Source organism: Streptomyces sp. NPDC042638, from assembly GCF_040647235.1.
Lineage (GTDB): Bacteria > Actinomycetota > Actinomycetes > Streptomycetales > Streptomycetaceae > Streptomyces > Streptomyces rameus.
This window is the reverse complement of record NZ_JBEZBT010000059.1, coordinates 1-13968: the sequence shown is the minus strand read 5'-3', so window position 1 is coordinate 13968 and position 13968 is coordinate 1. Positions and strand designations below refer to the sequence as shown.

At 71.8% G+C, this 13968-nt stretch carries 15 protein-coding genes; 5 read left to right on the top strand and 10 right to left on the bottom strand.

Annotation, left to right across the window (positions count from 1 at the left end):
• Positions 1–290 precede the first annotated feature (290 nt).
• The 3 genes from AB0B40_RS32340 to AB0B40_RS32330 are packed head-to-tail and all read right to left on the bottom strand — an operon-like array spanning position 291 to position 2210.
• Positions 291–1058, bottom strand: coding sequence for a DUF3710 domain-containing protein (locus tag AB0B40_RS32340; RefSeq protein ID WP_345052122.1), 768 nt, complete (start codon positions 1056–1058; stop codon positions 291–293).
• Position 1059: 1 nt separating this feature from the next.
• Positions 1060–1629: a dUTP diphosphatase gene (dut, locus tag AB0B40_RS32335; RefSeq protein ID WP_362267056.1), complete on the bottom strand. Its 570-nt coding sequence runs from the start codon at positions 1627–1629 to the stop codon at positions 1060–1062.
• On the bottom strand, positions 1626–2210 hold the full coding sequence (locus AB0B40_RS32330; RefSeq protein WP_345052127.1) for a PaaI family thioesterase: 585 nt from the start codon (positions 2208–2210) through the stop codon (positions 1626–1628). The genes dut and AB0B40_RS32330 overlap by 4 nt, the downstream gene beginning before the upstream one ends.
• A 91-nt stretch (positions 2211–2301) precedes the next feature.
• Between AB0B40_RS32330 and AB0B40_RS32325 the strand changes: the two genes are divergently transcribed.
• The gene (locus tag AB0B40_RS32325) at positions 2302–2766 is read left to right on the top strand and encodes a DUF3093 domain-containing protein (RefSeq protein WP_345052130.1); all 465 of its coding nucleotides are present in this window, start codon (positions 2302–2304) and stop codon (positions 2764–2766) included.
• A gap of 5 nt (positions 2767–2771) precedes the next feature.
• Here the strand turns inward: AB0B40_RS32325 and AB0B40_RS32320 are convergent, their stop codons facing one another.
• From AB0B40_RS32320 to AB0B40_RS32305, 4 genes are all read right to left on the bottom strand, one after another.
• Positions 2772–3686: a hypothetical protein gene (locus AB0B40_RS32320; protein WP_362267054.1), complete on the bottom strand. Its 915-nt coding sequence runs from the start codon at positions 3684–3686 to the stop codon at positions 2772–2774.
• Between the two features lie 13 nt (positions 3687–3699).
• A complete protein-coding gene (locus tag AB0B40_RS32315; protein WP_005481602.1) occupies positions 3700–3996 on the bottom strand; it encodes a DUF4193 domain-containing protein in 297 nt (98 codons plus the stop codon).
• A 392-nt stretch (positions 3997–4388) separates the two neighbouring features.
• Positions 4389–5636 (bottom strand): HAMP domain-containing sensor histidine kinase, encoded by a 1248-nt coding sequence (locus AB0B40_RS32310; protein WP_345052135.1) that lies wholly within the window; start codon positions 5634–5636, stop codon positions 4389–4391.
• A gap of 6 nt (positions 5637–5642) precedes the next feature.
• Positions 5643–6296 (bottom strand): response regulator transcription factor, encoded by a 654-nt coding sequence (locus AB0B40_RS32305; protein ID WP_003993508.1) that lies wholly within the window; start codon positions 6294–6296, stop codon positions 5643–5645.
• Positions 6297–6708: 412 nt separating this feature from the next.
• Between AB0B40_RS32305 and AB0B40_RS32300 the strand changes: the two genes are divergently transcribed.
• Positions 6709–6882, top strand: a complete 174-nt coding sequence (locus AB0B40_RS32300; protein WP_173456694.1) for a hypothetical protein — start codon at positions 6709–6711, stop codon at positions 6880–6882.
• Between the two features lie 104 nt (positions 6883–6986).
• On the opposite strand, the gene AB0B40_RS32295 is transcribed toward AB0B40_RS32300, so the two are convergent.
• Both AB0B40_RS32295 and AB0B40_RS32290 read right to left on the bottom strand, forming a co-directional pair.
• The gene (locus tag AB0B40_RS32295) at positions 6987–7802 is read right to left on the bottom strand and encodes an inositol monophosphatase family protein (protein WP_362267052.1); all 816 of its coding nucleotides are present in this window, start codon (positions 7800–7802) and stop codon (positions 6987–6989) included.
• Positions 7803–7810: 8 nt separating this feature from the next.
• Complete coding sequence (locus AB0B40_RS32290; protein WP_345052143.1) at positions 7811–8938, bottom strand: ferrochelatase; 1128 nt, start codon at positions 8936–8938, stop codon at positions 7811–7813.
• Positions 8939–9121: 183 nt separating this feature from the next.
• Between AB0B40_RS32290 and AB0B40_RS32285 the strand changes: the two genes are divergently transcribed.
• Both AB0B40_RS32285 and AB0B40_RS32280 read left to right on the top strand, forming a co-directional pair.
• Entirely contained in the window at positions 9122–10360 is a 1239-nt protein-coding gene (locus AB0B40_RS32285; RefSeq protein WP_362267051.1) for an MFS transporter, read from the top strand.
• Positions 10320–11639, top strand: a complete 1320-nt coding sequence (locus AB0B40_RS32280) for a D-arabinono-1,4-lactone oxidase (protein ID WP_345052149.1) — start codon at positions 10320–10322, stop codon at positions 11637–11639. The genes AB0B40_RS32285 and AB0B40_RS32280 overlap by 41 nt, the downstream gene beginning before the upstream one ends.
• On the opposite strand, the gene AB0B40_RS32275 is transcribed toward AB0B40_RS32280, so the two are convergent.
• The gene (locus AB0B40_RS32275; protein WP_345052152.1) at positions 11563–12321 is read right to left on the bottom strand and encodes a hypothetical protein; all 759 of its coding nucleotides are present in this window, start codon (positions 12319–12321) and stop codon (positions 11563–11565) included. The genes AB0B40_RS32280 and AB0B40_RS32275 overlap by 77 nt on opposite strands.
• Before the next feature lie 479 nt (positions 12322–12800).
• On the opposite strand from AB0B40_RS32275, the gene sepH reads away from it, so the two are divergent.
• Positions 12801–13841, top strand: a complete 1041-nt coding sequence (gene sepH, locus AB0B40_RS32270; protein ID WP_362267049.1) for a septation protein SepH — start codon at positions 12801–12803, stop codon at positions 13839–13841.
• Positions 13842–13968 lie beyond the last annotated feature (127 nt).

Genomic DNA, 13968 nt, shown 5'->3' with positions numbered 1-13968 from the left:
GCGGCAGCGACCCGCCGCTACCGACCGCCGAACGGCCCGCCGGGCTGCGTGCCCGGCGGGTCCCCGTGACGGAGCAGCTCGCCTTCGCGCGCGGCGGCGCGGCGCACGCGCGAAGGGGACGCGGGGAAGACTGCCTGAAAGGGGCGCGGGAGAATGCGCGAGCGGCCACTACGGACCCATGAGGGCGCGCACCCGCACAAAGCGGACCCACGAGGGTGCGCACCCGCACAAAGCGGGGCCGCGCCCGGCACAGGCGCGGCCCGAATACTTCGGCTGGACGAGCGGAGCGCCTAGCGGACCTCGGTGATCTCCGGGCCGCGCTGCAGCTGCCCCATGCCACCGGAGAAGCGCGAGCCCTCCTCCTCCTGCTGGACGCCCTCGGGGACCATCTGGGCGTCGTTGGGGAGCTTGAGGACGATCGGGTCGCGGGGTGCCATCGGCCCCTCGCCGCGGACCACGACCGTGTCACGGAAGATCTGCTCCAGCAGCCCGGCGGCCTGCGGCTGCACCGCGCCCTGGCCGGAGATCACACCGCGCAGGAACCAGCGCGGGCCGTCCACGCCGACGAACCGGACGACCTGGAAGCCACCGGTGCCGTCCGGCAGCTGCACCGGCACCTGGGCGCGCAGCTCCCAGCCGAGCGGGCCCTCGACCTCGTCGACGATGCCACCCTGCTGGGTGATGCCGGCGCCGATCTCCTCGCGGACCTCGCCCCAGATGCCCTCGCGCTTGGGCGCGGCGAACGCCTGGAGCTGGATGGCGCTGTCGCGCAGCACGACGGTCGCGGCGACGATGGCGTCACCGGCGACCTCGACCCGCAGCTCCATGCCGTCGACGCCCGGGATGAACAGTCCGCCGAGGTCCACGCGGCCCTCTGCCGGGTCGCGCACCTCCTCGCTGTCCCACGGCCCGTCGGGCCGGGGCCCGGGCTCCAGCCGGACGCGCTCGCGCCCGGCCTCCACTTCCTCGTCCGCCTCGGTGTCGACGCTGTCGACGACCTGCTCGGCCTCGCCGGCCGCGCCCTCGGCGGCACCCTTCTTGTTGCGACGTCCGAACACGTCACTGTCCTTCCCGGTCGGATACGACCGAAGCGTATCGATTCCCACCCGTCGGAGCGCCATCGGCGACCCGACCGCTTGCGCCGCTCTCGTCGCCCACCGCGGCATGGCCACCGGTGGACCCGAAGCCCCCTTCGGCCCGCGCCGAGTCGGGAAGCTCCGCGACCTCCTGGAAGCGGACCCTCTCGACCTGCTGGACGACCAGTTGGGCAATCCGGTCGAAGCGCTCGAACCGCACGCTCTCGCGCGGGTCGAGGTTCACCACGATCACCTTGATCTCCCCACGGTACCCGGCATCAACCGTCCCCGGGGCATTCACCAGGGCGACACCGCAGCGGGCGGCGAGGCCGGAACGCGGATGCACGAAGGCCGCGTACCCCTCGGGCAGGGCGATCGACACTCCCGTGGGCAGAACGGCCCGTTCACCGGGGCCCAGCTCGCACGTCTCGGTGGTACACAGATCGGCCCCGGCGTCCCCGGGGTGCTCGTAGGCCGGAAGCGGTACGTCCGGATCAACGCGCCGGATGAGCACGTCCAGGGGGCCACGGGCGGCGGGGCTTGCTGCGGTCACGGGTTCACCTCGAAGGCACGGGCACGCCGGATCTGGTCCGGGTCGTTCATGGCGGCCTGGATCTCTTCCCTGCGGCCGTGGTCGATGAAGTGGTCCACCTTGACCTCGACGAAAAGGGCGTCGGCGCGGACGGCGACCGGCCCGTCGGGGCCGCCTATGCGTCCGGTGGCGGTGGAGTAGATCTTGCGCCCGGCGACGGCGGTGACCTCGGCCTCCAGGTGCAGCGTGGTGCCGACGGGCACCGGCCGCACGAAGTCCGTCTCCAGCCGTCCGGTGACGGCGATGGTGCGCAGCAGCCAGTTCAGCGAGCCGAGCGTCTCGTCCAGGGCCGCGGCGAGCACTCCGCCGTGCGCGAGGCCCGGGGCGCCCTGGTGGGCGGCCTGCACGGTGAACTCGGCGGTCAGCGTGACGCCGTCACCGGCGCGGGCCTCCAGGTGCAGCCCGTGCGGCTGCCCCGGGCCGCACCCGAAACAGTGTTCGTAGTGGGCACCGAGAAGTTCCCCGGGCGCGGGCGCATCGGGGTGCCGTACCGGTTTCCCCGCGTCGGCGGGGGGCTGAAGTGCTGCGGAACTACCACTCACAGGCGCAGACCTTACCCGCCCTGCCGGACAGCGCCCCGCCCTTGGTGCCCCGCATAGCAGCCCGCCGCGCACCCCGTGCCAAGCTTGCTTCATGCAGCTCTCCGCCACCCCCTACGAAGAACGTCTCACCGCCCCCCGGTCGTGGTGGTTGATCAGCTTCCTCGTGGGCGTCTCCCTCGCCCTGATCCTGCTCCCGTTCGGCACCCTGCCGCTGCTGGGCGGCCTGGTCGGCGGTACGGCCGCGGCGGCTGTGGTGGCCAGTGCCTACGGCTCCCCGCGCATCCGGGTCGTGGGCGGCTCCCTGCTCGCGGGCGAGGCGAAGATCCCGGTGTCGGCGCTCGGCGCCGCGCACGTGCTGGACGCGGAGGAGGCCCGCGCCTGGCGGACGTACAAGGCCGACACCCGCGCCTTCCTGCTGCTGCGCGCGTACATCCCGGGTGCGCTGCGCGTGGAGGTCACCGACCCGCAGGACCCGACGCCGTACCTGTACCTGTCGACGCGGGAGCCGGAGAAGCTGGCGGCGGCGATCGAGGCGGCCCGCGAGGCGCACGCCTAGGACGCTCAGAGCTCCTTCGGCAGGTCGCGCATCTTCAGCGGCTGCGCCGGTCTCTCCAGCGGCGGCAGTTCGGGGAGCTCGCCCCACGGCACCTGGATCTTGCGCAGATCGGCGCGGATGCGGGCCGCGAGTCTCTTGGTGTCCCGGCGGTTCATGACCGCCCCGACCGCGGCGCCGACCATGAACGGCATCAGATTGGGCAGGTCGCGGACCATCCGCTTCATGATCTGCTGGCGCAGTTCGCGCTTCATCCGGCCGCCGAGGGCCGTGTCGTACGACGACGGTTTCATCACGTCGATACCGCGCTCCCCCGACCAGGAGGACAGATACGCGGCGGAGCGGGTCTTGAGGTTGCCCGGCGGGCGTACGCCGTAGACCTCGTGCAGTTCGGCGATCAGCTTCAGCTCGATCGCGGCGACCCCGGTGATCTCCGCGGCCAGCTCGGTCGGCATGGCCGGCGGCACCGGCAGCATGGCCGCCGCGCCGATTCCGGCTCCGACCGTCGAGGTGCCGGCCGCCGCGCCCGCCACCAGCTTGTCGGCCAGCTCCTCGGGTCCGAGCCCGGGGAACTGCCTGCGCAGGCTCGCGAGGTCGCGTACGGGGACACGCGGGGCGATGTCGATGATCCGGTCCGCGAGGTACGCCAGCCCGGCGCGAGCCCGGCTGCCGCCCCTGCGGGCGCCTTCCCGGGCCAGATCCCGCGTCTTCTCACGCATCACCGCCGCCCGGCGCCGCGCGACGGGTGCCGTGCGCCGCGCCGGTGCCGACGGATCCTCTCCGTCGGCCGCCGGTACGAGCGAGGCTCCCGTTTCGGGTGAGCCCCGCCCGTCACCACGCGCGCCGTGCGAGCCGTCGGACGGCCCATGGTCCGCTTTCCGGAGGGAGAAGCGGCGCTTCCGGGGAGGGGTCGAGCCAGACACGGCCGACCCGTCCTCAGTCGCAGTCGCGGCAGATCGGCTGACCGTTCTTCTCCCTGGCCAGCTGGCTGCGGTGGTGCACCAGGAAGCAGCTCATGCAGGTGAACTCGTCCTGCTGCTTGGGCAGCACCCGGACGGCCAGCTCCTCGTTCGAGAGGTCGGCGCCGGGCAGTTCGAGGCCCTCGGCGGCCTCGAACTCGTCGACGTCCACCGCCGAGGTGGACTTGTCGTTCCGCCTGGCCTTCAGCTCTTCAAGGCTGTCCGAGTCGACGTCGTCGTCGGTCTTGCGTGGAGTGTCGTAATCGGTTGCCATATCGCTCTCCCCCTCTGGGTGTCTGCGGTGTCTCCAGCGCACGTAACGCGTGAGAGGCCGGACTTGTGCCCGACCTGAGGCGGAGATTTTGCCTCACATCAAGGTCTGTTACTCAATCGACACCCAACCCGACCCCTCAAGAGTGATCGGCTTGGATGGCGGTGAGGACCGTACACGGTTCGAATGCCGCACCTCAAAGGCGCCTCACCGTGTACTTCCCGTGATCAAGAGCCCTGAAAACCAGGACTTTCCCGGCTTTCCACCTTCTGTCATGATCACCGTGCGTACATGGCCGGAATTCCGTCCATGTGATCGATCACACAGAAAGAACCCCGTCCGGCGGTCAAAAAATTCCGCGTGAAGCGAACAGCCGCCGCGGGTGGCGGTCCCGATCACAGCGGCAGCGTGACGCGCATCTCCAGGCCACCGCCTTCCCGGGGCCGTGCCAGGATGTGCCCGCCGTGCGCCCGGGCCACGGACCGGACGATGGACAGCCCGAGGCCGACACCCTTGTCGCTGCCCGTCCGCTCGGTGCGCAACCGCCGGAAGGGCTCGAAGAGGTTGTCGATCTCGTACGCCGGCACCACCGGCCCGGTGTTGGACACGGTCAGCACGGCCTGCCCGTGCTGGACGTCCGTGTTCACCTCGACCCAGCCATTCTCGGACACGTTGTAGCGCACCGCGTTCTGAACGAGGTTCAGCGCGATCCGCTCCAGCAGCACACCGTTGCCCTGCACCACGGCCGGTTTGCGCTCGCCGCGGATCTTCACGCCCTTGGCCTCCGCCTCGGCGTGCACCTGGTCGACGGCCTGCGTGGCGACCTCGGCCAGGTCGACCGGTTTGCGCTCGACGATCTGGTTGTCACTGCGGGCGAGCAGCAGCAACCCCTCGACCAGTTGTTCGCTGCGCTCGTTGGTGGCCAGCAGCGTCCTGCCGAGCTGCTGCAGCTCCACCGGCGCGCCCGGATCCGACAGGTGCACCTCGAGCAGCGTGCGGTTGATCGCGAGCGGCGTGCGCAGCTCGTGCGAGGCGTTGCCGACGAAGCGCTGCTGGGCCGTGAAGGCCCGCTGCAACCGCTCCAGCATGTCGTCGAAGGTGTCCGCCAGCTCCTTCAGCTCGTCGTCCGGGCCGTCCAGCTCGATCCGGCGGGACAGGTCGGAGCCGGCCACCTGGCGTGCGGTGCGCGTGATCCGGCCGAGCGGGGACAGCACGCGGCCGGCCATCGCGTACCCGAACGCGAAGGCGATCACGGCGAGCCCCAGCAGGGCCAGCAGGGAGCGGCTCAGCAGGTTGTCCAGGGCCGCCTGGCGCTGCTGGTCGACACAGTGGGCGATCGAGTCGTTGAAGTCCTGCAGCGACAGGCTGGTGGTGTTGATCGCGGGGCAGTTGCTGCTGGAGACCTTCAGCTCCTGATAGGCGACGATCTTGAACAGCGGCTGGTTGCCGGTGCTGATCGCCTGCGCGGCCAGCAGATACATGATCGACAGCAGCAGGATGCCGGCGATCAGGAACATGCCGCCGTACAGCAGGGTGAGGCGTATGCGGATGGTGGGGCGCAGCCACGGGAAGGGGGGCTGCGGTCGCCGGGGGTCCCAGGTGGGCTTCGGTGGCGCCTGCGGGGGCGCTGGGGTGGCCGCCACGGCGGATCAGATCCGGTAGCCGGAGCCGGGCACCGTCACGATGACGGGCGGTTCGCCCAGCTTGCGGCGCAGGGTCATCACGGTGACGCGCACCACGTTGGTGAACGGGTCGGTGTTCTCGTCCCAGGCCTTCTCCAGCAGCTGCTCGGCCGAGACGACCGCGCCCTCGCTGCGCATGAGCACCTCCAGCACCGCGAACTCCTTGGGTGCCAGCTGGACCTCCTTGCCGTCCCGGAAGACCTCGCGGCGGTTGGGGTCGAGCTTGATGCCGGCGCGTTCCAGGACCGGCGGGAGGGGCACGCTGGTGCGTCGGCCGAGGGCGCGCACGCGCGCGATCAGCTCGCTGAACGCGAACGGCTTGGGCAGATAGTCGTCGGCGCCGATCTCGAGGCCCTCGACACGGTCGCTGACGTCTCCGGACGCGGTGAGCATCAGCACGCGCGTGGGCATGCCCAGCTCGACGATCTTGCGGCAGACGTCGTCGCCGTGCACGAGCGGGAGATCGCGGTCGAGGACGACCACGTCGTAGTCGTTGACGCCGATGCGCTCCAGGGCGGCCGCACCGTCGTACACGACGTCGACGGCCATGGCCTCCCGGCGCAGTCCGGTGGCCACCGCATCGGCGAGCAGTTGCTCGTCCTCGACGACGAGTACGCGCACGTCGCTTGTCCTTCCTGTGTCCACCCGCGCAGCGCGCCGTGGGCGCGTGCGGGCAGGGGTCTTCCGTAGGGTGTGGCCCCCATCCTGCCCTTTTCGGCCATAAGTCGGCTGTAAGGCGGAGTCGGGGCCGCAGGGACGGGGGTAACGGGGCGGGAATACGAGATTTTCTCCGCCCGTCGAGGTTTCCCCGAAGGGGAGCGGGGGGAGGACGGCTTTACACCCCGCGATCACGCTCTGCATGTGCCGCAGCACCATGCGGTACTTCGCCCTCCGCTTGGCAGAGCGGGCGCGGGTGTCCGGCACCGCCGCCGCCCAGCCGGGCAGCGCTGGGCACCCGCGAGAGCCGTGATCGCCCCTTCCCTAGGCACACCCCCGTGCCATCGACCCACGACCCAGGACGAGGGGGCGCAGCATGGACGCTTTCACCGCTGGACTTCTGCAGCGCATAAAGGCGACCGAGTCCGATCTGTCGCGGGCTCGTGACGAGGGCGACGACTTCCTCGCCGAGGTGGAGCAGGCCGAGCTCGACGACCTGCGACGCCTCGCCGCCGAACACGGTGTGGAGGTCGGCGCGTCACGCGTCTGATCGGCTCGACAGCGCAAGACCCGAAAGCGCAAGAGGGGACCCCGGCGAATCCAGCGCCGGGGTCCCCTTGCGTATGCGGGGACGCCCGTGCGCCCGCGCCCCGGTCAGTCGTGCCACGCCCCGAAGTCCTCCAGCAGGCCCTGGAGCGCCTCGAAGACCCCCGGAGCAGCCGCCACCGTCAGATCCCCTGACGGCCGCTCTCCGGGCCGTCCACCGGTCAGCGCGCCCGCTTCCCGGGCGATCAGGTCCCCGGCGGCGTAGTCCCACGCGTGCAGACCCCGCTCGTAGTACCCGTCGAGCCGGCCGCAGGCCACGTCGCACAGGTCGATCGCCGCCGAGCCGCCGCGCCGGATGTCCCGCAGCATGGGGATGAGCCGGCCGGCGATCTCGGCCTGGTGGGCACGCACCCCGGTGACGTAGTTGAAGCCTGTGGAGACCAGTGCCTGGTCCAGCGGGGGCGCGGGACGGCAGGCGAGCGCCCGTTCGCCCTCCCACGCGCCCGTGGCCCAGGCGCCGCCGCCGCGGACGGCGTGGTACGTCTCGCCGCACATCGGAGCCGCGACGACCCCGGCGACGGTCTCGCCGTCCCGCTGGGCCGCGATGGACACCGCCCAGGTCGGCAGCCCGTAGAGGTAGTTGACGGTGCCGTCCAGCGGGTCGATCACCCAGCGGATGCCGCTGGTGCCGTCGACGGAGGCCCCCTCCTCGCCGAGGAAGCCGTCGTCGGGACGCCGGCCGGAGATCAGATCGGTGATCAGTTTCTCGGCCGCGATGTCCATCTCGGTGACGACATCGATGGGGCTGGACTTGGTCTTCGCCACGGCCAGGTCGGCGGGACGGCCGTCCCGCAGCAGCTCGCCGGCGCGGCGGGCGGCCTCCTGGGCCAGGGCGAGCAGGTCCCGGTGCAGGGCGTCGGTCACGGGGCTCCTCACGCGTAGGGGCTGTCGGCGCCCGCGGCGGCCGGGCGGGGGGCGCGGGCCGGGCAGCAGCCGGCCGGGCAGAGCCGGTGGCTGGGGCCGAGCGCGCCCAGGGCGCAGGGGGTGACCTCCTGGCCGCGTTCCACGGCGGCCCTTTCCAGGATCAGCTCGCGGACGGCCGCGGCGAACCGCGGGTCCGCGCCGACGGTGGCCGAGCGGCGCACCGGCAGGCCCAGCTCGCCGGCCTTGGCCGTCGCCTCGGTGTCGAGGTCGTAGAGGACCTCCATGTGGTCGGAGACGAAGCCGATGGGGGCCATGACCACGGCCGGGACGCCGGCGGCGTGCCGCTCCTCCAGGTGGTCGCAGATGTCGGGCTCGAGCCACGGGATGTGCGGGGCGCCGGAGCGGGACTGGTAGACGAGCCGCCAGGGGTGGTCGACGCCGGTCCGCTCGCGGACGGCGTCGGCGATCAGCTGCGCGACGTCCAGGTGCTGTTCGACGTAGGCACCACCCTCGCCGTGGGCCTCGACGGGGCCGGAGGTGTCGGCGGCGGAGGTCGGGATGGAGTGGGTGGTGAAGGCGATGTGGGCCCCGGCACGGACGTCCTCGGGCAGGTCCGCGAGGGAGCGCAGCACACCGTCGATCATGGGCTCGACGAAGCCGGGGTGGTTGAAGTAGTGCCGCAGCTTGTCGATCTTCGGCAGTTCCAGGCCCTCGTCCGCCAGGGCGGCCAGCGCGTCGGCGAGGTTCTCGCGGTACTGGCGGCAGCCCGAGTAGGAGGCGTACGCGCTGGTGGCCAGGACCAGGATGCGGCGCCGGCCGTCGGCGACCATCTCGCGCAGGGTGTCCGTCAGATACGGCGCCCAGTTGCGGTTGCCCCAGTAGACCGGCAGGTCCAGGCCGTGTCCGGCGAAGTCCTTGCGCAGGGCGTCCAGCAGGGCGCGGTTCTGGTCGTTGATGGGGCTGACCCCGCCGAACAGGAAGTAGTGCTGCCCGACTTCCTTGAGGCGTTCCTTCGGGATGCCGCGCCCGCGCGTGACGTTCTCCAGGAACGGGACCACGTCGTCCGGGCCTTCGGGACCGCCGAAGGAGAGCAGGAGCAGGGCGTCGTACGGGGTGGCATCGAGCGCGTCTGGCATGAGTCGATCCTGCCACCCGGTACCGACAGGGGGGAAACAGTGGGGTGAAGAGTCGCGCTCCAGATGGTTTAGGGGGATTTCACCGGACGATTCGCCGGTCGCACGACCAGTGCCATTAGGGTCGCCTCACTCGTAATCTGTAGCGCCAGCGTTCGCGCCTTACCGACCTTTGCGGAGTCCCCCGTGCCGAGCCCCTACAGAGCCCTGTTCGCCGCGCCCGGCGCCACGGCCTTCTCCGCCGCGGGATTCCTCGGCCGGCTGCCGCTGTCGATGATGGGCATCGGCGTGGTCACGATGGTCTCCCAGCTCACCGGGCGCTACGGGCTCGCGGGCGCCCTGTCGGCCACCATCGCGCTCTCCGCCGCCGCGGTGGGACCGCGGATCTCCCGGCTGGTGGACCGGCACGGGCAGCGCCGGGTGCTGCGCCCCGCGACCCTGGTGGCCCTGACCGCGGCGGCCGGACTGCTGCTCGCCGCGCACTACCGGTGGCCGGACTGGGTGCTGTTCGTGTGCGCGGCCGGGATCGGGGCGGTGCCGAGCCTGGGCGCGATGGTCCGGGCCCGCTGGGCGGCGCTGTACCGGGGGACGCCCGAGCTGCACACCGCCTACTCGTTCGAGTCGGTCGTGGACGAGGTCTGCTTCATCTTCGGGCCGATCACCTCCATCGGCCTGTCCACCGCCTGGTTCCCGGAGGCGGGCCCGCTGCTGGCCGCCTGCTTCCTCGCGGCCGGCGTCTTCTGGCTGACCGCCCAGCAGGCCACCGAGCCGGAGCCGCACCCGCGCGAAGAGCACGGCGGCGGCAGCGCCCTGCGCTCGGTGGCGCTGCGGGTACTGGTGGCCACCTTCGTGGCGACCGGGGCGATCTTCGGGGCCGTGGACGTGGTCACCGTCGCCTTCGCCGACGAGCGCGGCCACAAGGGCGCCGCGAGCGTGGTCCTGGCGCTGTACGCGGCCGGTTCCTGCGCCGCGGGCGTGGTCTACGGGCTGCTGCGCCTCAGCGGTGCGCCGGAACGCCGCTGGCTCCTGGGCGTGGCGGCGATGGCCGTGAGTATGATCCCCCTCCTACTGGTCGGAAACCTGCCGCTTCTGGCCGTGGCGCTGTTCGTTGCGGGTCTGTCCATCGCACCGACGATGATCACGACGATGTCCCTCATCGAAGAGCACGTACCTCGCGCGCGGCTCACCGAAGGCATGACCTGGGTGAGCACCGGCCTCGCGGTCGGCGTCGCGCTCGGCTCGTCCGCGGCCGGCTGGGTGATCGACGCGGCCGGGGCGCGGGCCGGGTACGGGGTTCCGGCCGTGTCCGGGGCCGTCGCGGTCGTGGTCGGTTTCCTCGGGTACCGCCGGCTGCGCAGGCCGGCCGCGGGTCGGGGAGGCACCGTTGAGCAGCACAGCGAACGGGAAGAACGGCACCTGGCGTAACTGGGGCGGCAACGTCTCCGCCCGGCCCGCCCGGCAGGTCGCGCCGGCCTCGGTGGAGGAGCTGGCCGCGGCGGTGTGCCGGGCCCGGGAGGACGGCCTGACGGTGAAGGCGGTCGGGACCGGGCACTCCTTCACCTCGATCGCCGCAACCGACGGCGTCTTGATACGCCCTCAACTGTTGACCGGCATACGCAACATCGACCGGGAGTCCATGACGGTCACGGTGGAGGCGGGCACCCCGCTCAAGAGGCTCAACGCCGCTCTCGCGCGCGAGGGCCTCTCGCTCACCAACATGGGCGACATCATGGAGCAGACCGTCTCCGGAGCCGTCAGCACCGGCACGCACGGCACGGGCCGCGAGTCCGCCTCCATCGCCGCGCAGATCAAGGCGCTCGAACTCGTCACGGCCGACGGCTCGGTGCTCACCTGCTCCGAGAAGGAGAACCCCGAGGTCTTCGCCGCCGCCCGCACAGGCCTGGGCGCCCTGGGCATCGTCACCGCGATCACGTTCGCCGTGGAGCCCCTCTTCCTGCTCACCGCGCGCGAGGAACCGATGCCCCTGGACCGGGTCCTCGCCGAGTTCGACCAACTGTGGGCCGAGAACGAGCACTTCGAGTTCTACTGGTTCCCGCACACCGGCAGCACCAACACCAAGCGCAACAACCGCAGTGCCGGTCCCGAGCGGCCGGTGGGGCGGCTGGCCGGCTGGTTCGAGGACGAGTTCCTCTCCAACGGGGTGTTCCAGGCGGTCCAGTGGGTCGGCCGCGCCGCTCCGGCCACGGTCCCCGGGATCGCGCGCCTCTCCAGCAGGGCGCTGTCCGCGCGGACGTACACGGACATCCCCTACAAGGTCTTCACCTCGCCGCGCCGGGTGCGCTTCGTGGAGATGGAGTACGCCGTCCCGCGCGCGGCGCTGGTGGAGACACTGCGTGAGCTGCGGGCCATGGTCGACCGTTCGGGTCTGCGGGTCAGCTTCCCGGTGGAGGTGCGCACCGCCCCGGCCGACGACATCACGCTGTCCACCGCCTCCGGCCGGGACAGCGCCTACATCGCCGTACACATGTTCCGCGGTACGCCCTACCACGCGTACTTCACCGCTGCCGAGCGCATCTTCACCGCGCATGAGGGACGTCCGCACTGGGGCAAAGTGCACACCCGGGACGCGGAGTACTTCGCCCGGGCCTACCCGCGCTTCGGCGAGTTCACTGCCCTGCGGGACCGTCTGGACCCGGAACGCCTGTTCCAGAACGACTACTTGCGGAGGGTGCTGGGGGCGTAGGCGTCGTGGCGGAGGAGCTGGGCGCGCCGGGCGTGGGAGCCGGGTCGCCGCTCGGCTTCCCGCCCGGAGCCTGGCTCGGGCCGCCGCTCGGGGAGTCGCCGGGCCCCGGGGTCGCGCTGGGTGACGTACCGGACGACGTGCCGTGGGACGGCGTGTCACCACCGCTGGACGGGGTGTGTTCCGGGGACGGAGTGTCCGAAGGGGCGGGTGTGTCATCGGACCCGCGGCCGGACGGGCCGTGGCCGGTGACCGCGTCACTGACCGTCGTGCCCCCGCCGCCGCTGAAGCTGCTGCCGGACACCAGTTCGTAGGTGGTGATGCCGGCGAGGGTGATCCCGAAGACCAGGGCGGCGGCGAGCAGCGGGCGGCGCCGGTTCTTCACCCGCGCGCGGTAGACGGTGCCCCTGGTGAACTCCCCGGGGGCCGGTGACGCTTGTTCCCTGGGCCGGGCCGCCACCGTGGCCTTCTCCCGGAACTGCTCGCCCGTCCGCTTGAAGAAGTGCTGGAACAGCGAGCCTCCACAGGTGGCGACGACACTGACCACACCGGCGCCGATGATCGTGCCGTACACCCCGAAGTACGAAGCCAGCTTGGCCGCCACGACCGCCGCCAGGGCGCTGCCCGCGACCTGAGGGACGTTCAGATCGATCCGTTTCCGACCCGTATCGGGTGTCTCACGCATACCCGGAACTTGCCTGCCTTTCCCGTACTTGATCGACATTGCTCGACCGACTGCACGAGAAGGGGACGTACGGACGAAACCATTAGTTCCGTTTCTGGCGATTGCGTGAAGTTCGCCACGTTGGTGATCCACAAAACCGGTTGCGGACGGCAACTCCCGTCCCTTGCCAGAAGTTGGGCAGCGCGCCGACCCACGCACGTGGTCCGAATGGAGTACTGTTGCGAGCCCTGGGTCCGGCCTCCCACCAGGGTGCCCGCGGCCTTGCAGGACCGCCGGGAGGGGGCTAGTTGCACAGGGTGACGGTTTTGGTCACTTAGCGTTGCGAACAGGTAACCGTGCCATAACGGCGGTCCCGGGCCCGTGCCCGACACGCCGGGCAACTCGGCAAGGTTGTGGCAGGCTGCACCCGGGCAGGCCACACTCGACTAGCGGAAGCAGCGACGCACGTGACGTCGGCAGGCACCACCCGGGAGGTCCCCATGCCCGAACTGCGTGTCGTGGCCGTCTCGAATGACGGCACACGGCTGGTGCTGAAGGCTGCCGACTCCACGGAGTACACACTTCCGATCGACGAACGGCTGCGCGCCGCCGTGCGCGGCGACCGGCCCCGCCTCGGCCAGATCGAGATCGAGGTCGAGAGCCATCTGCGCCCCCGCGACATCCAGGCGCGGATACGTGCCGGTGCCACCGCGGAAGAGGTGGCCCAGCTCGCCGGCATCCCCGTCGACCGGGTACGGCGCTTCGAGGGGCCCGTGCTGGCCGAGCGTGCCTTCATGGCCGAGCGGGCCCGCAAGACCCCGGTCCGCCGCCCCGGCGAGAACTCCGGGCCGCTGCTCGGCGAGACGGTGCAGGAACGGCTGCTGCTGCGCGGCGCCGAGAAGGACACCGTGCAGTGGGACTCCTGGCGCCGCGACGACGGCACCTGGGAGGTGCTCCTCGTCTACCGGGTCGCGGGCGAACCGCACTCGGCGAGCTGGACGTACGACCCGCCCCGGCGGCTCGTCCAGGCCGTCGACGACGAGGCGCGCTCGCTGATCGGCGAGTCCGACGACCTCGCCGTGCCGGAGCCGAGCTTCCCGTTCGTCCCGCGGATCGCCCGGCTGCCGCGCGAGCGTTCGATGGACCGCGCGCTCGACCGGGGCGACCGGGAACGGCCCGCTCTGCCCGCGCAGTCGTCGGAGCCGGACGAGGAGAGCGCGGGCGAGCGCGACTCGCTGACCAGCTTGCTGGAGGCCGTGCCGAGCTTCCGGGGCGACCTGGTGGTCCCGGAGCGCCCGGCCGAGCCGTCGGAGGACGCCGAGGACGAGCCCGCCGCCGAGGAACCGCCGGCGCCCGCCGCGTCGGCCGGCTCCGCCTACGCGGACGTCCTCATGCCGCGCTCCGTCGGCAGCCACCGCGACCGGCTCATCGGCGCCACCGACCGCCAGGCCGAGGCCGACGGCGTCCGCCCCGGCCGCCGTGCGGCCGTGCCGAGCTGGGACGAGATCGTGTTCGGCACCCGCCGCAAGAAGCAGGAGTAGGCCGGTGACGGGAAGCGGGGGCACGCGCGCGTGCCCCCGCTTCCCGTCGCGCCAGTGGCCGACGCACTGGGGCACGCGCTGGAAGCGGCCACGCAGGGACACGCCAACGACGATCCCGCGCCCACCC